This is a genomic window from Vibrio sp. OY15 (genome assembly GCF_000742455.1).
GTDB classification, from domain to species: Bacteria; Pseudomonadota; Gammaproteobacteria; order Enterobacterales; family Vibrionaceae; genus Vibrio; species Vibrio alginolyticus.
In genome coordinates this window covers 262,284-287,860 of the sequence record NZ_JPIL01000009.1, presented here as the reverse complement: position 1 = coordinate 287,860, position 25,577 = coordinate 262,284, and the positions used below count along the sequence as shown (strand labels likewise).

The window sequence follows — 25,577 nt, the reverse complement described above, 5'->3', positions numbered from 1 at the left end:
CATTCAATAAAGCCTGGCTCAAAGTGTGAATCAGGCTTTTTCTAACAAGGTATTTAAACTCATCGCCGCGCCAAGCGTTATACTGACAGTCCGCGATCCATACATCGAGATAAGGACTAGGATGAAAATTGGTATTATTGGTCTAGGGGATATCGCTCAGAAAGCATACCTTCCTGTTATCACTCAGCTTCCAAATATCGAACTTGTATTTTGTACCCGCAACCCAAACACACTTGAGAGCCTGGCTAAGCAGTATCGAATCTCAGAGATCTGCCAGGACTACCAACAACTTCTGCACTTTGGCGTCGATGCCGTCATGATTCATGCGGCAACAAGCGTACACCCTCAAATAGCGGCATTTTTTCTGCAGCATGGAATTCCAACCTTTGTCGACAAACCATTAGCGAACAGTGCTGATGACGTGGAAAAGCTGTACGACATTGCCGCAAAAGAGAGACAGCCACTCTATGTGGGCTTTAACCGTCGTCACATTCCACTTTACAACCAACATATGCCACAAGTGCAGCAAGGCAACATATCTGACTTAAAGTCGCTACGCTGGGAAAAGAACCGTCACCAACTACCGGGGGATGTTCGTACCTTTATATTTGATGATTTTATTCACCCATTAGACAGCGTTAACGTCACAGCCAAAGCCGATCTAAAAGATGCTTATGTAACTCATCAACTTGAAGGTAGTCAGTTGGCGCGTTTAGATATTCAGTGGCAACATGGAGATACTTTGCTCCACGCCTCGATGAATCGCCACTTCGGTATCACTACAGAGCGCGTTCAAGCTTGTTATGCAAACAAGGCAGTTGAGTTCGACTCCTTCGTTGAAGGCAAACTATGGCAAGCTAACCAAGAGCAAAAAATCAATTTGAAAGACTGGACGCCAATGCTAACGAGTAAAGGTTTCCATTCGATGTTGCTCGACTGGTTTGGCGTCGTTGAGTCTGGAAATATTGCTAATGAAGTAGTAAAACGCAACATTGCCAGCCATCGATTGGCAGAGCAAATTTGTCAATATATCGAGAAAGTTGTCTCTAGATAATGCGATTCTTGGCTATATGCTTGATTGAGTATTACGCTCTATACTAAAAAGACTTGCCTTAGGGAAGGCATTCATTCTCTGTTAAGACTACAGCGATTATTCTATCAATCAGGTGAATGAGGGCACAAAAGCACACATCGACAAAACAGACGGTTTAGATTTGTTTTACGCTGCTCTCAGGTATCTGAATCATCACATTCAAGAATAAAGGAAATAGAATGAGAACACTTGGTAACATCATTTGGTTTGTATTTGGTGGCGTATTTATGGGGTTGCTATGGTGGTTTTTTGGTATTTTGGCCTTTATTAGCATCATCGGAATACCTTGGGGGCGTGCGTGTATCGTTATGGGTAATTTTTCCTTTTTCCCATTCGGTAAAGAGGCCATCTCACGCGATGAATTGACCAATGAAATGGACATTGGCACGAGTCCGCTCGGCGTTATTGGTAACGTCCTTTGGTTTGTATTTGCAGGCCTTTGGTTAGCTATCGGTCACGTACTTTCTGCAGCAGCATGCTTTGTCACCATAATCGGCATTCCGTTTGCGCTCCAACACCTCAAGCTAGCGGTTATTTCACTCGCACCAATTGGTAAAACGGTTGTATCGTCAGAAGAAGCTGCAATGGCTCGATACAACATCAATCGTTAGCAAAAAGCTAATGCGCTTTCTATCCTCTGGGCAGTCATGCTCAGAGGGTAACGCCCGTCAAAAGTAAGCCTATAATCGCTATCGCATATTCAATAATGGCTGATTGTATATTCATACCGTCACCTTTACGTTGAAGTTTATCCTAGCTCAGCACTGCTTTACTTTTATAATTAATCAATACACCCAAGTGAGTTCAAGATGCTAGACTCATAGCGTCGTCACTGATTCAAACTCCAAGAACGACGTAACGAAAAAGCGAGCTATCCTATGCTCGAAATATGGGTTCTTTCCCCCTCGAAGTAGAGTTCAACAACAAAAAAGACGAACTATAAGCATAGCCAAAATTAATGCTTTTCGACCTAAAATATCTCACATCAATCAAAGAAAGCTTCTAAGATTTTCTCTTTTTGAGTAAATATAGACAGTTACAGTAGCGAAATTCTTCTCGGTAAAAATCCCCACTCAATCTCATGATCAGTTTTTAAAAAAAACAACAAAAATTCGTTGTTATCTAGAGTAATTATTTTATTTGTCGCAGAGCAATTCCATCAATATCATTTGCGACATCGGAGTGCTAGAGCATTGAAATTTTTAGCATTTATCACAGGTATAGAACGTAAAAAACCTTTTATTACTTATTTTTCTTTTTTACATATGTTCTAACTCAACGTCTATTCAGACAGGAATATACCGTGGATAAATATCAAGCAGCTTATGCTAAACGTCTAGAGAAACTAAATGGGGATCCATCTCCTAAAACGATAGCCCGCCTTTCGGCTTGGGATGCGTTTTTTAACAAGGAGTACGAGCTCCAAGACTTGGAATACCAGCTATCGGACGCTGCGCACCAGCACTATGAACAGTCGCATGCGAAGAGCGACATTAGCTTCAAAGAATTCAAACGAGCGTTCTATAATGAATCCATCAAAATTTACAATTTAACTGATGGCGCTTCTATCCAGAAAGTATTCACCCCATTACTTTTGCTTACAACGCTCTGGATAGTGTTTGTATGCCTATTTAACAAGTGATCATCAAACTATTCCAACAACGATCAGTATGGGACTACAGGTATGGCTCTATGTAAGGGGGCTAATTGGCTCGGTCTCCTTCACTAAATTAGCGACTCAATTACCCGCAATTCCATAGGCTAAAAGTGACAAGGGCATCCGTTGATGCCCTTTTTATTCAAAGGAACGCAACCTAGACCTTTGGCCCACTTGGGTATAAAACCATTATGCGTTAAGCTGCACGCTATTATCCGATTGATAAAGAGTGGAGCGAAGTGATGGAAAAAGTAGGCTCTCGAGCATTGATTGTCGAAGGTGGAGCCATGCGAGGCGTATTTTCATGCGGCATACTCGATCATTTTCTTGCTAGCGAGTTCTCTCCATTTGATAGCTTTTGGGGAGTGTCTGCGGGTGCTAGCAACTTGGCTGCCTACTTAGCTAAAATGCCCGGACGTAACTTAAAAATCTACCTCGATTACAGCTTAAGAAAAGAATTTATCTCTCCATCTCAACTTCTACGTGGTGGTGATATGATGAACTTAGACTGGATGTGGAATGTCACCCTCGAAGAACTTGGCATCGATAAATCTGCGCTCAAAGCTGATTCACGACCTTTCTTTTTAGGCGTGACGCGTCAAGACAATGGGCAAGCGGAGTACCACCTTCCTGATGTCGACGACTTGGCAGAAACAATGAAAGCCAGCAGCGCACTGCCTGTACTTTACCGAAATGGCGTATCACTGAACGGAATTCAATACGTTGATGGTGGCGTCTCAGACGCACTTCCTGTTGCAGAAGCAATAAAGCGAGGAGCCAAAAAAATTATGGTTTTACGCAGCCAACCCGCAAGCTATCAAAAGCCAAGAGGAAGATTCAGCGCCCTAACTAGGAGGATGTTGAAAGAAACGCCCGGATTAATTGAACCGATGTTGACACGTGAAGTTCGCTACAATCAGACCTTAGCGCTGATCAACAACCCACCACCTGGTATCGAAATCATTCAAGTGTGTCCTCCTGAAACATTCAAGTTGAAACGGCTGAGTCGATCGCCAGCACCACTGCGTCATGCTTATGAGTTAGGAATTGAAGCAGGAAAGGAAGCCATCATACGATGGAGTCAGAAGTAGAAAAAAGCCACGTGGATTAAACGTGGCTAACGCAAATTCGATGGCAGTGGATTATCGTATTTGCTTCTGGTCGAGCCCAATATTCAGGCTCAAAACTGTTTTAATTTGCTCGCTAACTGAAAAAGCGAGTAGGCAGTCCAAACTAGTAAGTTTCAAACAACCCAGAGTTGTAATCTTGGATGGCTTGTTCTATCTCTTCCATGCTATTCATGACAAAAGGGCCATAATGCACCACGGGTTCATTAATTGGCTCACCAATAAAGATCAGTGCACCACTCTCTTTTTCGGCCTGCAATTCAACCCATTCACCTTTCGATAAAATGGCCATTTCGCCTTGATTGATCTCACGACCTTTTAATTGAATACGACCTTTATAGACATAGAGCATCATGTTGTTGTCTTGATCCGTGTTCAAATTCAAAGCTTGCCCCCCCATCGCTCTCCAATCGGCTACCGTGGCAGCAACACCTGTCTCTGTTAGCGGCCCCTGAATTCGTTCGTTGTTTATAGTCATATGACCCGCAATCAAACGTACAACCCCCGTATTCGGAGTATCAAACTCAGTGATCGTTTCAGGTTGAAAGTCATGATATTGAGCTGGCTGCATCTTATTTTTCGCAGGCTGGTTAATCCAAATTTGGAAACCATGCAATTCGCCTTCCTTCATAATAGGCATTTCGCTATGGATGACGCCTCTTCCTGCCGCCATCCACTGTGCACCACCGGAACGAAGCTCACCAACATTATCCATATGATCACGATGCTGGAAATGACCTTTCAACATATAAGTAAGCGTCTCAATACCTCGGTGCGGATGCGGAGGGAAACCGCCGATATAGTCAGCGCGGTCTTCTGATTTGAGTTCATCCATCATCAAAAATGGAGAAAAACTAGCATGATTGAAACCCGCTACTCGGCGAATTTTCACTCCATCACCATCAGCAGTAGGTTGCGCAGGAATAAGCTGACGAATTTCTCTGAATGTACTCATACTAGTTCTCCTAGTTTATCTTTGTGACCGCTTGCAAATCGCATGTTTAATCTATGGCTATCTATAAGGTTCTATTTTAGGTTGATGAGCTAAAATTATGAGCCATACTATTCGTTCTACTTATTCAACTTTTTCGAACAATACAATTTATCGAGTTAATAATGAGCACATTTAATTTATCTAAAATAAATGTAGCTATTTTCTAAACAAGGTGTATAGTGTGCCTTGGCTCTTAGAAGAGAGCTGTTAATGCAACATTTAGTTTAAGTTTCCTCTCAGTAAAATCTTGAATCCCCAATTCAGACACCTGCGTACAACTTCCTCTTGATTGAACATTCAATAGCTTAGAAAAGATCCACAAAACAAATCATAATTTTAATGTTTAATTCAAAGGTATTTTTATGTCGAAAGTAACTGGTTCAGTAAAATGGTTTAACGAAACTAAAGGCTTCGGTTTTCTATCTCAAGACAACGGCGGCCAAGATGTATTCGTACACTTTAACGCTATCGTTTCTGACGGTTTCAAAACACTGACTGAAGGTCAGAAAGTAAGCTTCAATGTAGAGCAAGGTAAAAAAGGTCCTCAAGCGACTGAAGTAACTCCTCTATAAGACTGCTTTTCTTGGTGTAGCATGCCCATGCTGCACCAAACCTCTCTCCTTCAAAAATATTCTTTCATCAATCACTCAGCCTAATTTTAGGCATTGCTTTGTGCTATCTAAAATAAACTGAATAGTACTGCTTAATTTATTATTTATAGGAAAAATCATGTCCTCAAAAAGAACTGGCCGTCAAAGGCATTGGTATCAATTACTTAACAAAGAGAAAATCACTAAAAAACAGGAGAATAAATGTTAGAAATTGAATTTAATTTAGAACAACCTCAAACCTCTTGGAACGCTAAAATACATCAATTAAATGGTGATATTTTACGAAGGCACGTATTACCGAAACTTCTTTCTCATAGCTTCATGATCGATTTTGAATATTGTGAGAAAACGCAATCTGGAACTATTCTCTGTGATTCAGGTTCAAAGTTAGGAAGTTTTACTGTTAACTGATTCAGTTTTCATGCATTAATGGATAATGCAACTAATTTGGAAGGTATCCAATGGCTAGAAAAAGTAAGAAGCAGTCAGAAAAAGACAAAAAAGAGTCTGAACAAAACGCGGCGGCGGTAAAGCAGAAAACTCGACGCCGCATAGAAGACATTATGGAACAAAGAGAATTTGATAAGTTATTCGATCTATAAATGCTCTCTAGTGCTTTCTCTGCCTTTATCGTTGTGCAAGGTACCGCCACCTACCTTTGCTCAAACGAATCTCCACTCTTTTAGACTACTCTTCTAATTACACGTGCCTCTCACACACGCAAAAACAACTGGCTCCTCTATACTCAAGTGACTTGCAAATAGTCGTTTCGCTCACAGGAAAACCCGTGACTAATGACAGTTAGGTTATTTGCGTATAGCCAAAGCGATATTTTTGCGTATAATCCCTCTCGTTTGCTTCGTATAACCCCAATGATATGGTTTGGGGGTCTCTACCAGTTCCCGCAAAGTGCTGATTACGAAGAGTTGAGATCATCGTGGGTCTTACTCTTTGTGATAGCGTTCGATTTATTTCTATCTATACCTATTCTTAGAGTAACTGCATCCACAATACACATAAGGTGGAATATGAACGCATTTATTCAAGGTCTTCCAAAAGTAGAGCTGCACTTACATATCGAAGGTTCACTTGAGCCGGAACTCTTATTCAAATTAGCAAAACGAAACGGCATCGAGATCCCTTACTCTTCTCCGAGTGAACTACGCAGCGCATATCAGTTTACAGACTTACAATCATTTCTCGACCTCTATTACCAAGGAGCGGGAGTTCTGCGTACGGAGCAAGATTTTTACGATCTCACTTGGGAATACTTACTGCACTGTAAAGAAGACAACGTTATTCATACCGAAATCTTTTTTGACCCTCAAACACACACAGAACGCGGCATAGACTTTGACACTGTTATCAATGGAATCGCTCGTGCGCTAAAAGATGGTCACGAAAAACTTGGCATTACCTCGCAAATTATTGCGTGTTTTCTCCGTCACCTTTCAGAAGAGAGCGCCATAGAGACCCTACAGGCTATTCTGAAACACCGTGATAAGATCATTGGTGTTGGACTAGATTCTTCAGAACAAGGTCATCCGCCAGCTAAATTCAAGCGCGTATTTAAACAAGCAGTAGAAGAAGGCTTACTTACCGTTGCTCACGCAGGTGAAGAAGGCCCCGCACAAAATATTAGCGATGCAATTGAAATGCTTTACGTGAGCCGCGTGGATCACGGTGTTCGCTGTGTTGATGATGAAGCATTAGTTGAATCCTTAATCGAAAGCCAAATGCCACTGACAGTGTGTCCGTTATCGAATCTTAAGCTATGTGTATTCGACGATATGAAAGATCACAATATTGTGGATTTGCTACGAAAAGGTGTCGCTGTAACGATTAACTCAGACGATCCTGTGTACTTTGGTGGCTACATGACGGATAACTTTCTGGCCGTCAACAACGCACATCCAATGAGTAAGAGTGAACTTGCCCAATTTACAATGAACGCGATTGATGCCAGCTTTATCGATAACGAGTTAAAGGCGAAATATCGTCACCTTGTTAGCCAATACGTAAACCAGCACGAAGCTTTGCAATAAAGGCATCAGTGCCACGCCTTAGGCCAAACGCGTAGGTATTAAAACCCTACAAAAACTCTGTGGTTAACCGCATTTATAAACGCTAGACTGAGAAAGCTAAACTAGCACACAAAAAGGAATAGAATCATGATTCAACAAGGCCAAGCTCTACCAGTTGCAACTCTAAGTGAGTTGACTGCCGATGGTATGGTGAACCACGACGTTACAGAACTGTTTGCGAACAAGAAAGTCGTACTCTTTGCTGTACCTGGCGCATTCACCCCTACCTGTTCAGAAGCCCATCTACCAGGCTATGTGGTATTAGCTGATGAGCTAAAGGCAAAAGGTGTTGATTTAATTGCGTGCGTTTCTGTAAACGATGCATTTGTGATGCAAGCGTGGGGCGAAGCTCAAAACGCTTCTGAGATTTTGATGTTGGGTGATGGCGACGCTAGCTTTACTAAAGCATTAGGTCTTGAAATGGATACAGGCGGCTTTGGTGGTATTCGCTCACAACGTTACGCAATGATCATTGAAAACGGCACAGTGACTAAGCTAAACGTTGAAGAGCCAAAAGAGTTTGAAGCAAGCAAAGCAGAAACGATTTTAGCGGCGCTTTAAGCTTACTCCTAAATACAAAAACGGAAGCCATCGCTTCCGTTTTTTGTTGGTTAACGCATTCTCACAACACTCGTTTGTTGCTTACGCTGCATTTCCGCAAAAGTCAGCACAAACGGGGATGACTGCTTTACACGGCTTGGTAATGAAGAAAGCGCATTGTAGGCATCCTGCTTCGTTTTAAAATCACCAACAGTTACCGTATACCAACGCGTGCCTCGGCTGTTTTTCCAGTTAACCCAAACCGGATGCTTAGGATCGATATAGCGAATATAATCTTTCACATCTTTTTCTTGCTTTAGCGCGAGTACCTGCATCGTGTAATGGTTTGGGTTTAAATAACCATATGCATCCTGAGAGGTCATGACTCCAACACATTGGCCGCTATCGACCTCCTGCTGGTAAGGCATAGCGCAGCCCATGAGCGATAAAATCAATGTCAAAGATAAAATCTTGTGCACGTGTCACTCCATTCTTGTTCTAGTTTCTTTTCTCTCGCACCCAAAAACACAAAACGCTCTTGGTCAGGTAAAAACACACCCTTACAAGAGGGCCTGTGTTTTAACGCAACGAGTATTCCAAAAACGTAAGGCGACCACGTTGGTCGCCTTAGTAAATTGATTTAATAGAACATTAACAAGATAGAGTGATATAGACAGAAGTTCGCTACTGTTTAGAACCAGCTAGCGACCAATTGCTTAAACCAGTCTAAAATTCGCTTGAATAAACTGCCTTCCTCCACGGACTCCAATGCAACGAGCTCGGCTTCATTTACGACCTTACCGTCGACTTTGTAAAGCACTTTACCAACCACTTGTTGCTCAGAAATTGGCGCAACTAAATCACCGTTGTATTCAACTTCCGCTTGCAGATTTTTTACATCTCCTTTTGGCAAAGTGAGATAAACATCGTTAGCTACGCCGACAGTAAGCTCGTCTTTTTCGCCCATCCAAACTCGAGCTTTCGCAAGTTCCGCACCCGCCTCAGTCGGCATTACCGTATCGTAAAAGCGGAAGCCATAACTCAACAGCTGCTTGCTTTCTGATTCACGAACATTCTCACTCTTCGCTCCCATCACTACGGCAATCAAACGCATATCACCTTGTGTTGCAGAAGTCGCTAGACTATAACCCGCGCCGCTTGTATAACCAGTTTTCATGCCATCGACATTCATACTACGATCACGAAGCAAGCCATTACGGTTGTATTGAGTGATGCCATTGTAAGTAAACGAGGTTTCGCTATACAGCGGATAGATATCAGGTAAGTCACGAATAATCGCTTGGCCCAACTTGGCAATATCATAAGGTGTCGAATATAAACCGTCACTGTCTAGGCCGTGAGGGTTGGTGAATGCCGTGTTAGACAATTCAAGCTTGGCGGCCCAACTATTCATCAAACTCACAAACCCTGATTCACTTCCCGCAACATGCTCAGCAATAGCGACACTGGCATCGTTACCAGATTGAACAATCAGACCACGGTATAAGTCAGACAAAGAAACGGAAGTATTGACTTCAATAAACATTTTTGAAGAATCTGGGAAATTTTTTGCCCAAGCATTTCGGCTGATGACAACCTCATCATTCAACGTAATATTGCCTGTATTAATTTCTTGACCAGCTACATAAGCAGTCATCAACTTCGTTAAACTCGCGGGGTTTAAACGTTTGTGGGCATCACGTTCAACCAGTACTTTCCCCGTATGGAAGTCCATCAAAACATAACCACGAGAACTGAGTTCCGGCGCATTTGGCACAACTGAAGGCGCAGCATAAGCCAACGAGGATACAGCAGCGAACCCTGTAATTAACACTGTGTGTAATATAGAACTTTTTCTCATCATGACATCTTATCTTAGTAGCATTTAAGGCTTACAAACGGTACCCGAATGAATTCAAAGCGCGGGATTACCTAGTTAAAAAACGAGTATATTGAAACGGCGCTCAGTTACAGCCACCTTGTTACGATTGGTTACTTTTACTCAATGTTTGTCGAAAATAATGAGAGGTAGGTAGAGCTTTCGCCTTGAAGAATGAAACAGGAGCGAAAATAATTCCGTAACGCTATGTTTTTTGAGAGGGGAGAAAAAGCGCGCAAGTCAATTCAGGGAGTAAGTTGGTATAGGAAAAGTAATTGAGCTTTTATCCATATCTAAATAGGAAACAACAAAAACAATCAACAATAAGCCCAGCTAATTATTTACCAAGAAAACATATTGAAAACGCATCATAAAATCGTAATTAATTATCGATAAATTTAAAAACCTAATATTATAATTTATGTAAATTTCATTTATTATTAAACTGGAGAAAAATACAGCTTTCCTTTTTTAAAACTAAGAGACGATTTTTTCGATGTTTTTAGGTTTATCTCATCAGAGAACTTGGTATAACAGTGAGGGATAAGGCATCCGGACTTAGCGCGAAAGGATAACCCACTGTTATTTAAGTTCACACGCTGCTTTTTAATGACTAGAGACTTTAAACTGCGGTTACCTTCGGTTTGTGCGGCTATTCTTTGACGTATCCCAACCCAGTACGACTCAAACGACGACATCATACATATCCTCTTTCATGATATAAGCATTAATAATTAAACATCGCTAAAAGCTAAGCTTGTCTTAAATAAAAGTACTAGAAATTAATTTTATTTCTTCAAAACAAATCAACCCGCATATTCCACATAAATTTAGTGGTTATGTCAAATATTAATTATCATTAATTTTATTTATAATGGATATAAGATCAGTTTATAATTTTTAAATAATTTAATTATTAGAAAGCAGTATGACCAGTCCATATTTAACATGGAAATATGAGCTTTGTTTTGCATCATAATATATAAATACATTAAAGATTCATCTACGAACTAAATGCTCTTCAAGAGGTGATATAAATTAGCATTTCGAGACTAAATGAGAATAAAAATAGCGCACCGTATATGGTGCGCTATAGATTTGATTAAGGTCACTGTATAAGCATAGATAAAACTAAACTCATTTGACGTAGCTAGGCCAAGATTGCTTATGGTTTAAGTTTCAATACTCTATCAATATCTTCTGCGCTGTGGCGCTCAGGTAACTGCTCCCATTCTTCACCCCATGAACGGTTCACAATTCGACCACGTTTTACCGCTTCACGCTCATCAATTACTTTTGCCCAACGCACAACGTTTTTGTAGCTTTCTACGTCTAAGAATTCAGCCGCATCGTAAGCACGACCCAACACAAGGTTGCCGTACCATGGCCATGTTGCGATATCAGCGATGCTGTACTCATCGCCACCTAGGAATTCATTGTTCGCAAGACGCTTGTCTAATACATCTAACTGACGTTTTGCTTCCATTGTAAAGCGGTTGATTGGGTACTCGAACTTCTCTGGTGCGTACGCGTAGAAGTGACCAAAACCACCGCCTAGGTATGGCGCAGAACCTTGCAGCCAGAATAACCAGTTCATTACCTCGGCACGTTTCGCGCCTTCTGTTGGTAGGAAGTGACCAAACTTCTCTGCTAGATAAAACAAGATGTTGCCAGATTCAAACACGTTCACTGGCTCAGAACCCGAACGGTCAACCAATGCCGGAATTTTAGAGTTTGGGTTAACAGCCACAAAGCCAGAGCCAAACTGGTCACCATCGCCAATCTTAATCAGGTACGCATCGTATTCTGCTGCCGTTACGCCTGCCGCTAAAAGCTCTTCAAACATGATCGTCACTTTCTGACCGTTTGGGGTACCCATTGAGTAAAGTTGGAATGGGTGCTCACCAACTGGAAGCTCTTGCTCATGACGTGCGCCAGAATCCGGACGGTTGATGCTCGCCCACTGACCGCCGTTTTCATTATCGTTTGTCCAAACTTTTGGTGGAATGTATTCGTTAGCCATTGTTTTCCCTTATTGTGTTTGAATGCATCTTCAAACTGACGGGTCTTACGCGCCAGCAAGCATTATTAACATCACCTCTTCGCCAACTGCGATTAGGCATACTCAAGATATTAGGTCGAATTCGCTAAATAAAAGTCCTGCAATCTCTTTTAGTTAGAACCTTTGGTTATGGGATTTTCTTTCACGCTATAAGTAAAAACGTCGCGATAATGTGAACTAGGTTCGAGATGCCAACGATGAGTAAGCTACACTCGGCGGCGCACCTCTATTTGGGGATTTAGAACAACCGCTAAACTTCAAAGTCACCAAGAATGAAGTTGTTCTGGATACCTTAGTTCAAACAACTTACGTGCGTGATAGGCAGTTAAGTTAGATAGTTAGAAAGAAAAACGCCCTTCACTAAATCAATGAAGGGCGTTTTAATGTATTCGAAACCGTTACTTAGCTGATTCAAACAAACCAGAAATACCTTTCAAAGGGAAAAGCCTTGCTTGCTCCAACCCTCTCAACGTTACCGTATTCAGGTCATCAATAAAGAAACGACTGGTCATCGTGTGTTTGCCACCATTAATGAAAATCTCGATGACAGAATTGTCGATATATATATCAATCGTCTGCTTAGCGTCCAATCTTGGTGCTTTTCGAATGCTACCAAATTCTTCTGCGTACAAATGAGACATGTGACGACGGTCCAGCATAAACTCGTGCTTTGTCGCACTAAAGACGATGTTGTCACCTTTGAGGTTACTCAGCTCAAGTTCAAAGCCATCGCCCTCAAGGTCTAATTGGATCAAACAACTTGTGCTTTCCAGTGTATGGGACTGTGCAAAGACTACCTCTTCTTTTCTTAAACTCTCCAATTCAGGGAGTGGAGTTTGAACAAGAAAACAATCTTTCAACGTTAGTTCTCTAGGAAGAGACAACATTCCTGCCCACTGGTGTGTGACCGATGGCGTGTCGATTTCTGGCAACCCTATCCATGCAATAAGAATGCGACGCCCATTCTCATCTAAATAGGTTTGTGGGGCGTAGAAATCAAACCCATAATCTGGCTGTAAAATATCTTGGTGGTTTTCTAAAGTCATCGACTCTAGGTTCAACTGATCACCCACGATATACGCGACAGAATAGATGTTTTTGAAATCATAAGGATTACTACTGCTCACGCCCTGTGGAGAAAACAGCATCACCGATTGACCATTAATCTCAAATAAATCAGGACACTCCCACATGTACCCAAGGTCAGAGAACTTGGTCTTGATAGGACCTTTATGCTGCCACGTTTTCAAATCTTTGCTTTGATAGAGCGCCATAGAACCATGCTCGGTTTTGGTTTGAGCACCCACCACCATCAAATAGTCGTCGCCTTTCTTCCAAACTTTTGGGTCACGAAAGTGCTCCGTGTAATGTTCGTTCTCAATGACTACACCGTGCTTTTCAATGCTGCCGTCTGAATCCATGGTGGCAAAACACTGTGTTGGGATTCGATTCCAGTTTTGGTCACGCTTGTTGCCAGTAAAAAACAGCAAAGCCTTGTTGTTTTCAACCAAAGCACCACCAGAATAAACACCATGTGAATCGTAGTCTTGGTCGGGATGAAGACCCACGCCATGATCAGTAAAATGGATGAAGTCTTTAGTAGAAAGGTGATACCAATACTTCATTCCATGGACTGGTCCCACAGGCGTCCACTGGTAAAAGATGTGGTGCTCACCATTGAAATAACACAACCCATTTGGGTCATTTAACAGCCCAAATCTAGGGGCGATATGAAAACTAGGAAAGCCTTTATCTTGCTGACGTGAAAGTGTCATTTCTTCGATATCACACTGAGGGATTTGCTCAAGTCGGCGATATCTTTGCTCTACAGTCCAACGGTTGTTTAAGCTCATAATTTTTCTCAACTGAAATTGGATCTGAAGATCATTGCCCAATAAATTGCAGCAACTCTGTCTGGGTCGGAAGCGCGGTCATTGCGCCTTTTTGCGTCGTCGCTAATGCACCACAGCCATTTGCCCATTGAATCGCAGAGCTAACAACAGGATGATTTTTCCAATCGTCATGCTGAGACAGACATGCCAGTAGCCCTCCGACAAAAGCATCACCCGCACCTGTGGTATCAATCGGACTAACGACTTGACCAGTGATCAGCTCACTCTGATTTTCAAAGACGCGCCAAACGCCTTTAGCACCTTGTGTCACCAAGACCAAAGCAATATTCAAAGCGGCTATTTGTTGTAAACCTTGCGCCATCGATGTTGAGTCAGTTAAGAACAAAAGCTCCTCTTCAGAGAACTTAACCACATCAGCCATCGCTACAGCCTTCATCACTACAGCTTGGATCTCTGATTGATCTTGCCACACTTCATCGCGCAAGTTAGGGTCAAAGCTAATGAAACCACCAGCGGCTTTTGCTCTTTTGATCGCCTCAAACGTGCTGCTTCTACTTGGCTCATTTGCCAGTGAAATTGAGCAAACGTGTAGCCAGTCACCTTGCTTAAAGTTTGGGATGTCTTCAACAGACATAAACTGATCAGCGCTCGGTTTTACCATAAACGTAAAGCTGCGCTCACCTTGCTCGTCTAAATCCACCACCACTGTTGATGTTCTTTGCTCAGGATCTTTAACGAGAAACTCCGTGCTCACGCCCTCTTGATCGAGCGTTGATTGCATGAAGCGACCAAATGGGTCATCACCTACACGTCCAAAAAACGCACTCTTACCAGATAGACGAGCAATAGCTACGGCGACATTCGCTGGTGCACCACCGGGACATTTGAGTAAAGAAGTCTCAGATTCCGGTATTAGATCGACAACAGCATCACCAGTTACCCACACTTGATTCATCTTGCTTACCTTGAAATTAAAGCCCTGATAGTCCAACGTGTTGAACACCTTCACTACCAAGTAAAAATTGAAAAAGGCTAGCCAAGCCATTAGTGCTTGGCTAGCATCCCAAACATTTAGGAAAAGAAGTGGATTTTGGGGGACTCCACCCCTAAGGAGTTCAGATTAAGCCGCTGCTTTTCTACCGACTTTAGCGCGGTCACGCATACCAAGAACAATGGTGAGAACAAATGCGGTCAAGAACGCGATCACCATACCCGCGATGTAGTACCCAATCTTCTCTGGCGTAATGGAAATGATGCCTGGAAGACCAGCTGCGCCCAATGCCTGAGCTTTCACATTAAACATTGTGATGAACGCACTTGATAACGCCGCAGCGCAAACTGCCGCAATAAATGGGTAACGTAGTTTTAAGTTAACACCAAACATAGCCGGTTCTGTAATACCCAGCAAACCCGTAACACCAGATGGAATCGCAATACCTTTCATCTTCTTATCTTTGCTCATCACGCCCACCGCCAACGCAGCCGCTCCTTGAGAAACGTTAGACATCGCCGCAATAGGAAAGATAAAGGTGCCGCCCGTCGTCGCAATATCCGCAAGAAGTTGAGTTTCAATAGCAATGAAGCTGTGATGCATACCAGTAATAACAAACGGAGCATAAATAAGACCAAATACCGCACCACCAACAAAGCCAGCAGTGTTGTATAGCCAGTTCAGACCATCACCCAATAGGAAACCGATATCACGCGTGAACGGACCGACGACAGTAAACGTCAGCAAACCCGCTATGAAAATCGCCAGTAATGGCGTTAAAAGGTTGTCTAAAACAGAAGGTATGACTTTACGTAAGCCTAGCTCAACCTTCGCAAGAATGAATGCCGATACCAAAACCGGTAACACCGAACCTTGGTAACCCACTTTTTGGATTTCAAAGCCAAGAATATTCCAAACCGGAATGTTGCCAGACACAGATGCGCCGCCGAATCCCCAACCATTCAGCAAGTCAGGGTGAACCATCAACATACCTAGCGCCGCCCCTAAATATGGGTTACCGCCAAACTTCTTACTGGCTGAAAATGCCAGCAGAATAGGCAGGTAAACAAACGGCGCGTTCGCAAACGTGTTGATCATGTTCGCCAAGTCTGTCAGTCCTGGGTTGGCATCAATCAAAGATTTGCCATCAATGAACAAGCCTTGAGCAGTCAATAGGTTATAGATACCCATCAACAAACCACCAGCGACGATTGCTGGAATGATTGGAACGAAAATATCAGACAGCCCTTTCACCGCGCGCTGAACGATGTTTTGTTTCTCTGCGCCAGCAGACGCAACGTCGTTGGTGGACATTTCACTCATCCCCGTCAACTTCGCCATTTCTGCATAAACTTGGTTTACGATGCCTGATCCAAAAATGATTTGGTACTGACCCGCAACTTTGAACTGCCCTTTTACTCCTTCAAGGCTATCAATCGCTTGTTCATCTATTTTTTGCTCATCTGCAACGGCAAGGCGTAAGCGTGTCGCACAATGCGCAAGTGCGGTGATGTTGCTTTTACCACCTAATAGAGTTAACAACTCTTTTGCTACTGCCGGATAATTCATTTCATACCCCATTGGATTATTATCTGAGCTTGCGAAATTTTCGGGAACGTTTGCAAAACAGATTTTTGCTCAATAAAACCAAATGATCAAAGATAAAGCAGAGAGAATGTGAGAATGATCGTCAAATTCTCTCCCTAAGAGCAGTATAGGAGGTTAGAATCGCTACTTATCAAAGAGCTTTTCATCTTCTCTTTGCAAACAATCCCAAAAACGAAAAACAGAATGGATAGGAACAATGGCGAGTCTGCATGATGTCGCCCGTCTGGCTGGCGTATCAAAATCAACAGTGTCACGGGTTATAAACGATGAATATGGCGTAAAAGAAGCGACAAAACTGAAGGTCCGCCAAGCAGTAGCGGAGTGTGGCTATGTGCCGAACCAAGTCGCTAAAGATCTAAAATCTCAAAAGACCAATCTGGTTGGTGTCATTGTTCCTCGGGTTTCCTCTCATGCCACATCCCAAGGTGTCGATGGATTAACCGATGTCCTTGAAAAAGCCGGGAAACATGTCTTACTTGCTAGCACTCACCAAGCCCACGAAAAAGAACTGGAATACATTCAGATCTTTAACCAAAAACGGGTTGAAGGGATCATTCTTTACGCCACCCACCTCGATTCCAAACTGGTAAAAGCAATTCAAAACTCAGCCGTTCCAGTTGTGCTCGTCGGTCAAGATGGTTCCATGTTTAATATTCCAAGCATCATTCATGATGACGCACGAGTAGGGTTTGAAGCGGGAAATAGACTGGTTGCAAAAGGTTGCCAAACCATGGGTTTTATTGGTGTGCAAGGTGACGATATCGCGGTAGATAAGCAACGCTCTGAAGGATTTGTTCAAGCGCTACAGCATCATGGTTTTGAGATCGCCTTCCATGCTCGTGGTGACTTTACCATCGATTCTGGCTATTCATTGGCAAAACAACACTTAACAAAGAACCCTAAGCTAGATGGCTTGTTCTGTGCGACAGACCGTATTGCTATCGGTGCGATGAGAGCGATTCAAGAGCTCGGGTTAACACCGGGTAAAGACGTTTTAGTGCTAGGAGTTGGTGATGATGAGCTCGCATCAGTGTGCACCCCAACCTTATCAACATTTAACTATGCATTTGATAAAGCGGGTGAAAATGGTGCGAAACTGCTACTAGATAGAATTGCCAACAGAAGTTTTGAAATGAGTAAGATGGTACTAACCTTCAAAACAATTGAGCGTCAGTCCTGTTAATGAAAAAGCGCCAACTGAAATCAGTTGGCGCTTTTCTTATTACTCTTTGTCGGTTAGATCCCTTTAGAACCAAGTTTCCATTTGCAGTGCAAACAGAACTTCACCACCATCACCCATCGTTGCAGCACCCGCATCCTGGCTAATCGAGTAGCCATTCAAGTCTTCGCTCCAATCAACGTAGCTAACTGCAAAACGTAGCTCCGGACGGTCAAAGAAACCTGCAGCGGTAGACATCTTAAGCGTTGGTGCAATTGTCGCTTTGTAAAAACTGCCACTTGCTTTATCAATCGCATTGTCTAGGTCCATGTATTGGTATGAGCCTTCATAAACCATCTCAAAGTTCTGCGTAAACTCTTGCGCTAAGCGGATGTTGAACGATGCCCACGTAAATTCATCATTTTCAGCAAAGCGATCTTGGCTGTGTTCTGCTAGCAACGCAGGTGCTACACGCCAGTTGTCGCCGATGCGTGTTACACCATAGCTGAACAAGCGTACGGCTTTTGCGTCTTCTAACAAATCTCCGTTTGAACCGATGCCTTTAAGTTCCGCACCCAGTCCATCACCCATCAAAATACCGGTTTTAGAGAAGCCTTCACTCATGCCAAAGAAGTTATCGCCATGGTAAGCAAACATCGCATGTAAACCTTTGTCCGCTGCGCCTTCTACGCGATCATTGTTATCAGCAGACGTCATGCCGCTCAGCATCAATTGCCAATTACCGAAGCGGTTGTTCATTGTCGCGATATAGTTTTCAACATCTGTTGACGAGCTATCAATCTCACCAAAATCACGACCATAGATCGAGAAGTTTGCTTTCCACGAATCGCTCATTTGGACGTCATACACACCAGCACCAGTACCAGATAAGAAAACAATATCCGAGTCAAAGAAGTGAATGTCAAAGTTATCACGGTCAAATCGTTTACCAGCCCAAAACGTCGCGTCAGCAAAAGCTCTTGATTCAGAGAACATACTCAACTTGTTTAGCTCAGCATATACCTGACGAACGTTTAATTGACTCTCGCTCGCCGTCCATTCGTTATTGGTTTCCGTACTATCTGCCAACATGATTCGGAACAATGCGCTGGAACCATCATCTGCAAAACGTTTGTGAATAAGGTTTGCTTCCACATAATGATCATCCTCTACCCCTAATCGCCCAACTGGAGCGCCAATAGCACCAGCTGCCGTCATGTAAGGACCAGTACCCACTGCACCATTCAGATCGTCATTAATCAGTAGCCCGGAACGAGCGTAGCCATGAAACTCAAAGCTTGAGGCTTTCTCATTTGCTTCTGTGGATGCTTTTTCTGTCTGCTCAAGTCTCTGTTCTAATTCATTAATTCGCTTTTCAAGAGCGTCAACATCTGTTGCTGCGAATGCAGGTGCAGTAACCAGTCCAAGCGCTACTGCCATCGTCAAAGTGTGTAGTTTCATTTCCATAGTCTCACGTAAATTTATACTTAGGCATATTGCAAACGTTCCCAAGAAAAATCGCAAACTTATGGTGACTTTAAATGTCCATCTAAAGCCTGAATTTCAGAGCGCTCGTACTCAGAGCGTCTCTACTACTTATATCAATGAGGGCGATAATATATAAACTTTTCGGGAACGTTACCGCAAAGAGGTGATTTTGTTACTTCTATCACGTTCAATTGTGTTACTTACAGAAAAATCATTAACCAGCGCACATTTGAATTAATTGTTAGCGCTAGAGGAAGTAGTTTGAAGGTGACAGGCTACAAAGAAGGGGTTTAGTGTTCATTTGAGAGAATAGTGCTCACGCGCTTCCCTATGCTACTTGATGGTAACTCATCTCTATTTGTTGATGAAAAGTAGCAGCTAAGGTTGAACGTAACTAAGAGCGAAGCGGATCTCGATACCTTGGTTCAAACAACATGAAAGGCTGTTAACGCCCTTAACTTTCGTGAAGAGCGCTTTGCTATTCTAATTCAAGCTAACGAAACTCATTTTTGGAAAATTGAGTTGTAGGTTTTGCTAAATTAGCATTTAATGGACAATTATAGATGTTACAAATCCTTTTGTCGGTTGGCCAAATCAACCCACTCACTACATATTAGAAAGGAATCTCGACTTAATAGTTCTTCTCGGGCTTTCTCAGCTTCTCATTTTCATTACGCTTATTAAAACTGCGCTAATTAGTGTATTCGATATAGTCGCCTGTAAAAAGCGGCTCCCCGTCCTCTTTGATACTAGAGATAAAGACTGCTTTGCAATCCCGCCACCTGACGCCTCGACTGCATGATTTCATATTCTACTGTTACTAAAGAAAAGACAGAACTAGCAATAAATGCAACTTCTAATTTGGCTCTACTGTGAAAAACCACGACCCGATTAACCCACTAACATTAGCTTAGGTATTGCAAATTTCTAGTGTAGTGGTTGGATTCATTAACCCCATTGGTCAACTACTAAAACGGATCCAGCAAATCTTCATCAAACTTAAGTCCTTCTAGTCCATGCTCTTCGCACAAAAGCTTGAAAGATTCTGTAGCATAGAGCACTGTACAGCCTTGTAAGCGAGATTTGAATACATAGCGTGGTTCGATATCCTCTTCATCAAATTCAATGGTTTCCAGACCATCTTCAAAACCATCGGTATGTTTCTTAAGGCACATAGACTCATCTTCAGCGCCAAAACTAAGGCAATTAAAAGCATATATGGTTTCGTCACCAACGTTTATAGGCAAGAACTCCCCCTCAGACGCTAGTACCGATTCTAGCTTATCGCATGCACCTGCAGTTAGCGCTAGATATGTGCTATACCATGTTGATATGTCCGGCATCGTAGAGTTTTTTCCTAAAACATCCTCAAAATCGCCAACCACACCATCTTTCCAAATTGGTAGTAAAGGCTCATTAGTAGAAGGCTGCAGTCGGAGTTGCCTTACTAGCTTTTTATTACCAAGCTGATTAGCAAGATTCATAATATCCAGAGTTAGAGTTTTAAACTCCTCAGGGCGTTGCTTTAACTGGTAGATTTTCATGATTGACCGCTCCAGCTAGTGTCTTTCTTTTCAATAATTTTCTGCGGATATCCACCATGCAGAAGTTTGTGCTTTACTCTTTGTAAGCGACTAATCATTGCCTGCTCAGGCAGCATTGGAGAACTAAACGTATTCACAATCCATGATTCATAGTTATACCGATGTATCTCTCGATGAGCTGGTGCTTCACTGCCTGCCCAGTGACCTTTGTCATTTTTATAGCGAGGTAGCCAAGCGCCATTCAACGGGTCATTGATTCCAATACCGTGAGCATGAAGAGCTAATCGTGTCACAACAAGTCTAACCTGCTGAAACCGCCCTTTACCCGGAATGATATGATGTGGGTCATGGATGCTACTCGGCTTAGGTTCACCAACTGCAGTGAGATTACGAGCCAGCACACAAGTCGGATGATGAGCCTCCTCGAACAACTCATCTTCATCTTTCAACTTGTTTTCAGCACGGCATGTTTCAAGATCCTGCTGTAGCATCACCTGAGAAGTGATCTTTTTTCGCTCATGCTGAAGGTGTGCCCAATCCTTTTCCAAAGCATCAGTACGCTGCTTGCAAGCTTCTTTAGATTCATTGTTAAGCGCAACACTATTCTTTTTGTCGTGATATTCAGGCCGCTTGACATTCGTAGTAATAAATAACCAACTCTAATGCAGATGGGTTGCTAGGTCGAATAGGCTTTGGCGTATACTTCACAATTCCTTCCTTGTATGTTTGGTCAATTAGATGTGACTGGCACAACAGCTTTAATAAGAGCTGTAAGCTACCAGAAAACAAGTGGCTACAAAACACTCAATACAATCAGTTTCTTCGCTAATAAAAGTAAGCAATTATACCTTCCATCACGTACTATTGACTGATTCCACTGAATCATTTAGGAGCAAAAAAATACCAGCAGGTCAATTAATGTTCCTCAAACAAAAACGCCCTTCACATAAATAAAGGGCGTTTGTTATTTGACGTTTTGATTAGCGAGCTATAACACCAGCCCACCGTCAATCTTGAGCACTTGGCCTGTGATGTAGGCGCTCTTATCTGAGGTTAGGAAAGAGACGCCATTGGCAATATCTTGAACTGAGCCCATGCGCCCTAATGGGGTTTTGCCTTCCATCATTTGAATGACTTTCTCTGGCAAGTTCTTGGTCATGTCGGTGGCGATAAAGCCTGGCGCGACACAGTTGACGCGTATCTGTGCACCCTTTCTTGAAAGTTCTTTCGCCCAGCCTTTGCTCATTGAGATGACGCCGCCTTTACTTGCGCCGTAGTTGCTCTGGCCGATATTACCATCCGTTCCCACTATAGAAGAAATGCTGACAATACTACCTGCACCCTGCTCTAGCATGACAGGAGCAACACGTTGGGTGAGTAAGAACACCGCTTTTAGGTTCACGTCGATCACGCTGTCCCAGTCTTGCTCTAACATGTCTGGCAACAGTGCATCTCGAGTGATGCCCGCGTTGTTAACCAGAGCATCGATTCTTCCGTGCTGCTCTACAACACTTTCTACTACTTCACTGACGGCTTCGGCATCACACAAGTTGACTTGATAACTGCTTAGCTGCGCCGACTGACTCCATTCCACGGGCGATATGTCTAGCCCGATTACGTGGAATCCATCCTCCAGTAATTGCTCACAAATCGCTTGGCCAATACCACGAGCCGCACCAGTGACTACTGCTACTTTTTCCGGTTTCATCTTGGTCTTCCTTAAATGTTGAGATTACAAATTCGCTTGTATCCCTAGCGTTTTTGTTTTTATGCCTAGTCGCGTTACAGCTGCGCTTCTCATACGCAGGGTCTTTTATATCTTATAAAAACTATAGAAACAGTCTGGGAGTCGGATGTGAACTAATCAAGGCAACTTGATGACTATGGCAAGATCAACGTAAGAAAGTGTGTTGGAAGGCGCAAAGTTACACGATTGGAGGACTTGGATAGAAAAGTATTGGTCTGATTACTCAAGTACTACGTCATCAGACCAATATTACTTGTCTCTTAATCTCTTACAAAAGCTGGTTTTGTTATTTTCACCAGAAAAGGCTGAAGCAAGAGATTAAACAACATGCCAGTAATAAACAGGGTGATCACAATACTCGCGCCACTTGGTGAGTCGTAGCGAGCCGATGCGGCAATACCCGATAAGATCCCAACAATACCGATGCTGATGCTGGCGACAAAGAATCGAGTTCCCTTCAATGCTGCCGCACATAACGCTGGAATCACCAACAAAGCAAATTCTAAATAAATACCGGTTAACTTGACCGTAATGGGCATCAGAATAGCAAAGATCAGATAAAAACCACTACCGCGCATAAACGCAGGTTTTAACCAAACCAATAGCAACATCGCAGCGGTAATGAGTGCCAAAGGCCAAACGTCTGCCCAAGTCGCCCATAACAGTTGCCCATTAAGAATGCCTTGAATAAAGTCTCCGCCGTGTGGGTCTTTACTCACCAGCAGGATCGCCAGCGATGCAGACACGACAAACAAGCTGCCAATCATGGGCTCTAAATGTTGCTGGTATCGTTTCTCCATTAAGGCAATCAAACCGCAAAGCATCAAAGACATCACCCAAGGGCCAATCATTTCGCCAAAGAATGAGCCTGAGAACAGCGCGTATTGGCTCAACCAGTAGTGGCTTAGTGCTGCCCCCAATGCCGCGACTTGCGCCACCGCCAAATCTATAAAGATGATCTGACGATTAAGAACTTGTTGCCCCAGAACGATGTTGCCAACTAACGCAATTAAACCACACAAAACCGCAGGTAAAAGCCATGTATAATCCGCCATGACTTAGATCTTCTCAGGAACGGGCGGCACTAACACATCCAGTAAATCATCAATGACCTGATCGTACATCTCATCCAAGCTTTCACCCTCAGAAACGGTCAATGGCAGTTGAATCACAGGTTTGTCAGTATGATCTTGCAACCAGTTCGCTGGACGCTGATCCTGATGAGAGGAGTAAACAACCGCATCAAAACTGTCAGCATCTAACTTGGTAAGCGATTGCAGGTGAGATGTGGTCGGTGAAATGCCCGGTTTAGGTTCGAGATCGGCAATCTGCTTCATTCCGAGCCAATCGTACAAATAACGATACGTCGCGTGATAACCGACAACTTGCTTACCTTTTAAAGCAGCCCCTTTCTCATTCCATTCTTTAAGCTTTTTACGCCAATGAGCACGAAACTTCATACCATTCACTTGGTAACTTTGTGCGTTGTCGGGATCAATCGCTTTTAGGCGCTCCGTGACTTTACGAGATAATGGAATCATGTCATTTGCCGCAAATTGAACATGTGGGTTACCGTGAGCGTGTATATCTCCCATGCTACGGTCAACGTGAGCATGAGTATCTAACATGCGCACGAAGTCCGTCGCGTAGATCATGCTCGGCGCACCATTTTGCACCGCCGCATTGCTGCTACGAACTTGCAGCATAGGTAACCACCCCACCTCTAGCTCTGCGCCCGAACACATTGCCATGTCCGCTTGGCGCATCTTCGCAATCAAAGAAGGACGAGCTTGTACGTAATGTGGGTCTTGCTTAGCCGTTGTCGCTGAATAAATACTGGCATCTGGCGCGTGGCTTTCAAGAAAGGCTTTCCATTCTGGCTCACAAACGAAAATGTTTAGAGCCGAAGCAGGCGAAGCAATGATGGCAGCTCCTGCCGCCATCATCACCAAACTACATTTATTTAATGTCAGCTTAGAACGCATGAGCACCGTGCGCTCCAAATGTCATCACGTATTGCAGAGTGAACACGTTGTCTGTCTCACTGTCTTGGTTATCAATGCGAGTGTATTGCGCACGGATAGTACCGAAATGAGAAGAATCCCATGCGATCATCGCATCCATTTCTTTATCATTCAGCTCAGTGAAATGCATGTGGTCGCCGTGTGCATGACCATCGTAGCTTTCTGCTTCGCCGTAACGTAGACCAGCTGACCAGCTTGGGTTGAAGCGATAAACACCCGAAACATAGTAAGCGCTTAAGTTGTCTGGTGACTCTGCATCGTTTTTATATTTGCTGTCTACCACACCGTCTAACAGCATGTATTCAGCCGATAGCGTGAAGTTGCTGTATTTGTAGTTACCATCTGGTGCCCACTTCCACACAAAATCTGCGCCGTATAGGTTCGCACCCGTTACAGCCGCAGCGTGGCTGTGGTCATGTTCTTCTTCGTGACCATGACCATGGTCATGATCTTCGAATTCTTTAACTTTGCCATTTTCGTTACGCAGGTAACTTAAACCAAACTGCCAACTTGAAGATTCAGAGAAATCATTACCAAGCTTCAGCGTCGTGGTGTACACGCCAACTTCAGAACCATCTTCGACAGAAGACATTTTGCTACCACTAAGCGCTTCTACACCAAATTTTACGTAAAGGTCGGTTGGCAACACGATGTTTGCACGTACACCATCATCGTAGTAGTGCGAGCCAAGGAAAGTACGATAAGCAATTGGACGCTCAACAAAGCTATCGGTGTGCATGTGTTGGTTATTCAGGTAACCAAAGTCAGATAGGAATCGGCCAGCGCGCACGTTTACACCATATGGCAATGCCAAAGTTTCGATGAATGCCTCTTCAAGCTCTAATTCTGTCTCATCACCATGACTTTCAAGAACCGCGGTCAATGCGCCGTAAAACTTGTCGTCGATATTTGATGAGAAGTTTAATTCCGTATGGCCTAGACCAAAGCCTTCTTCGCGCTCAGAATTATGACGTTGGCCATCTTGGTAGTAGCCATCAACAACAACACCAATCTGTGGGTTCGATAGTGTGTCGGCAAAAACAGGGGATGCAAAAATGCTACCGATCACGAGAGACACCAATTTCTTATTCACTACTTTTTCCTTTTTGTTGTGTT

General features: G+C 43.2%; 24 protein-coding genes, 1 pseudogene and 1 riboswitch. Of the genes and pseudogenes, 11 read left to right on the top strand and 14 right to left on the bottom strand.

The features are described from left to right. Nucleotides 1–121 precede the first annotated feature (121 nt). From IJ23_RS11800 to IJ23_RS11785, 4 genes are all read left to right on the top strand, one after another. Nucleotides 122–1,054, top strand: a complete 933-nt coding sequence (locus IJ23_RS11800) for a Gfo/Idh/MocA family protein (protein ID WP_033906353.1) — start codon at nt 122–124, stop codon at nt 1,052–1,054. A 218-nt stretch (nt 1,055–1,272) separates the two neighbouring features. After that, a complete protein-coding gene (locus IJ23_RS11795) occupies nt 1,273–1,704 on the top strand; it encodes a YccF domain-containing protein (RefSeq protein ID WP_005373685.1) in 432 nt (143 codons plus the stop codon). A gap of 692 nt (nt 1,705–2,396) precedes the next feature. After that, nucleotides 2,397–2,735 carry a hypothetical protein gene (locus IJ23_RS11790; protein WP_017635147.1) on the top strand — a complete coding sequence of 113 codons (339 nt, stop codon included), beginning with the start codon at nt 2,397–2,399 and terminating at the stop codon, nt 2,733–2,735. A gap of 257 nt (nt 2,736–2,992) precedes the next feature. Continuing rightward, entirely contained in the window at nt 2,993–3,841 is an 849-nt protein-coding gene (locus IJ23_RS11785; RefSeq protein ID WP_005373688.1) for a patatin-like phospholipase family protein, read from the top strand. Nucleotides 3,842–3,983: 142 nt separating this feature from the next. On the opposite strand, the gene IJ23_RS11780 is transcribed toward IJ23_RS11785, so the two are convergent. Continuing rightward, the gene (locus IJ23_RS11780) at nt 3,984–4,832 is read right to left on the bottom strand and encodes a pirin family protein (RefSeq protein WP_017635146.1); all 849 of its coding nucleotides are present in this window, start codon (nt 4,830–4,832) and stop codon (nt 3,984–3,986) included. A 401-nt stretch (nt 4,833–5,233) separates the two neighbouring features. Here IJ23_RS11780 and cspE point away from each other — a divergent pair, with 401 nt between their 5' ends. From cspE to IJ23_RS11755, 5 genes are all read left to right on the top strand, one after another. Continuing rightward, a complete protein-coding gene (gene cspE / locus IJ23_RS11775; RefSeq protein ID WP_005373691.1) occupies nt 5,234–5,443 on the top strand; it encodes a transcription antiterminator/RNA stability regulator CspE in 210 nt (69 codons plus the stop codon). Nucleotides 5,444–5,683: 240 nt separating this feature from the next. Next, the gene (locus IJ23_RS11770) at nt 5,684–5,893 is read left to right on the top strand and encodes a hypothetical protein (RefSeq protein ID WP_005373692.1); all 210 of its coding nucleotides are present in this window, start codon (nt 5,684–5,686) and stop codon (nt 5,891–5,893) included. A 50-nt stretch (nt 5,894–5,943) separates the two neighbouring features. Next, nucleotides 5,944–6,084 (top strand): PA3496 family putative envelope integrity protein, encoded by a 141-nt coding sequence (locus tag IJ23_RS11765; protein WP_017633782.1) that lies wholly within the window; start codon nt 5,944–5,946, stop codon nt 6,082–6,084. Between the two features lie 237 nt (nt 6,085–6,321). Beyond that, nucleotides 6,322–6,421, top strand: a riboswitch (purine riboswitch). Nucleotides 6,422–6,510: 89 nt separating this feature from the next. Continuing rightward, entirely contained in the window at nt 6,511–7,527 is a 1,017-nt protein-coding gene (locus IJ23_RS11760; RefSeq protein WP_017819853.1) for an adenosine deaminase, read from the top strand. A 126-nt stretch (nt 7,528–7,653) separates the two neighbouring features. Beyond that, nucleotides 7,654–8,127: a peroxiredoxin gene (locus IJ23_RS11755; protein ID WP_005373699.1), complete on the top strand. Its 474-nt coding sequence runs from the start codon at nt 7,654–7,656 to the stop codon at nt 8,125–8,127. 50 nt (nt 8,128–8,177) lie between these two features. Here the strand turns inward: IJ23_RS11755 and IJ23_RS11750 are convergent, their stop codons facing one another. The 3 genes from IJ23_RS11750 to yghU all read right to left on the bottom strand — a co-directional run bounded on the left by IJ23_RS11750 (nt 8,178) and on the right by yghU (nt 12,008). Then, entirely contained in the window at nt 8,178–8,585 is a 408-nt protein-coding gene (locus tag IJ23_RS11750; RefSeq protein ID WP_005373701.1) for an SPOR domain-containing protein, read from the bottom strand. A gap of 212 nt (nt 8,586–8,797) precedes the next feature. Then, entirely contained in the window at nt 8,798–9,967 is a 1,170-nt protein-coding gene (locus IJ23_RS11745) for a D-alanyl-D-alanine carboxypeptidase family protein (protein WP_033906352.1), read from the bottom strand. A 1,183-nt stretch (nt 9,968–11,150) separates the two neighbouring features. Then, a complete protein-coding gene (yghU, locus tag IJ23_RS11735; RefSeq protein ID WP_033906351.1) occupies nt 11,151–12,008 on the bottom strand; it encodes a glutathione-dependent disulfide-bond oxidoreductase in 858 nt (285 codons plus the stop codon). A 253-nt stretch (nt 12,009–12,261) separates the two neighbouring features. Here yghU and IJ23_RS25740 point away from each other — a divergent pair. Then, nucleotides 12,262–12,381: pseudogene (locus IJ23_RS25740) on the top strand (dihydrofolate reductase family protein); the annotation flags it as partial. Nucleotides 12,382–12,445: 64 nt separating this feature from the next. Here IJ23_RS25740 and IJ23_RS11730 read toward each other — a convergent pair. The 3 genes from IJ23_RS11730 to IJ23_RS11720 form a co-directional block, all read right to left on the bottom strand. Beyond that, nucleotides 12,446–13,900 carry a sucrose-6-phosphate hydrolase gene (locus IJ23_RS11730; RefSeq protein WP_033906350.1) on the bottom strand — a complete coding sequence of 485 codons (1,455 nt, stop codon included), beginning with the start codon at nt 13,898–13,900 and terminating at the stop codon, nt 12,446–12,448. A gap of 31 nt (nt 13,901–13,931) precedes the next feature. Continuing rightward, on the bottom strand, nt 13,932–14,855 hold the full coding sequence (locus IJ23_RS11725) for an aminoimidazole riboside kinase (protein WP_033906349.1): 924 nt from the start codon (nt 14,853–14,855) through the stop codon (nt 13,932–13,934). Between the two features lie 165 nt (nt 14,856–15,020). Further along, nucleotides 15,021–16,460, bottom strand: coding sequence for a sucrose-specific PTS transporter subunit IIBC (locus tag IJ23_RS11720; RefSeq protein WP_025767958.1), 1,440 nt, complete (start codon nt 16,458–16,460; stop codon nt 15,021–15,023). 235 nt (nt 16,461–16,695) lie between these two features. Between IJ23_RS11720 and IJ23_RS11715 the strand changes: the two genes are divergently transcribed. Further along, nucleotides 16,696–17,682: a LacI family DNA-binding transcriptional regulator gene (locus tag IJ23_RS11715; RefSeq protein ID WP_005373712.1), complete on the top strand. Its 987-nt coding sequence runs from the start codon at nt 16,696–16,698 to the stop codon at nt 17,680–17,682. A gap of 63 nt (nt 17,683–17,745) precedes the next feature. On the opposite strand, the gene IJ23_RS11710 is transcribed toward IJ23_RS11715, so the two are convergent. From IJ23_RS11710 to IJ23_RS11680, 7 genes are all read right to left on the bottom strand, one after another. Next, nucleotides 17,746–19,119 carry a carbohydrate porin gene (locus IJ23_RS11710; RefSeq protein ID WP_031781088.1) on the bottom strand — a complete coding sequence of 458 codons (1,374 nt, stop codon included), beginning with the start codon at nt 19,117–19,119 and terminating at the stop codon, nt 17,746–17,748. A 995-nt stretch (nt 19,120–20,114) separates the two neighbouring features. After that, complete coding sequence (locus IJ23_RS11705; RefSeq protein WP_033906347.1) at nt 20,115–20,690, bottom strand: hypothetical protein; 576 nt, start codon at nt 20,688–20,690, stop codon at nt 20,115–20,117. Then, complete coding sequence (locus IJ23_RS11700) at nt 20,687–21,238, bottom strand: AHH domain-containing protein (RefSeq protein ID WP_050550087.1); 552 nt, start codon at nt 21,236–21,238, stop codon at nt 20,687–20,689. Before IJ23_RS11700 ends, IJ23_RS11705 begins: the two co-directional genes overlap by 4 nt. A 440-nt stretch (nt 21,239–21,678) precedes the next feature. Beyond that, entirely contained in the window at nt 21,679–22,398 is a 720-nt protein-coding gene (gene fabG / locus IJ23_RS11695) for a 3-oxoacyl-ACP reductase FabG (RefSeq protein ID WP_033906346.1), read from the bottom strand. 299 nt (nt 22,399–22,697) lie between these two features. Then, complete coding sequence (locus IJ23_RS11690; RefSeq protein WP_033906345.1) at nt 22,698–23,492, bottom strand: metal ABC transporter permease; 795 nt, start codon at nt 23,490–23,492, stop codon at nt 22,698–22,700. 3 nt (nt 23,493–23,495) lie between these two features. Beyond that, a complete protein-coding gene (locus IJ23_RS11685) occupies nt 23,496–24,422 on the bottom strand; it encodes a metal ABC transporter solute-binding protein, Zn/Mn family (protein WP_033906344.1) in 927 nt (308 codons plus the stop codon). Continuing rightward, nucleotides 24,412–25,554 (bottom strand): hypothetical protein, encoded by a 1,143-nt coding sequence (locus IJ23_RS11680; protein WP_033906343.1) that lies wholly within the window; start codon nt 25,552–25,554, stop codon nt 24,412–24,414. The genes IJ23_RS11685 and IJ23_RS11680 overlap by 11 nt, the downstream gene beginning before the upstream one ends. Nucleotides 25,555–25,577 lie beyond the last annotated feature (23 nt).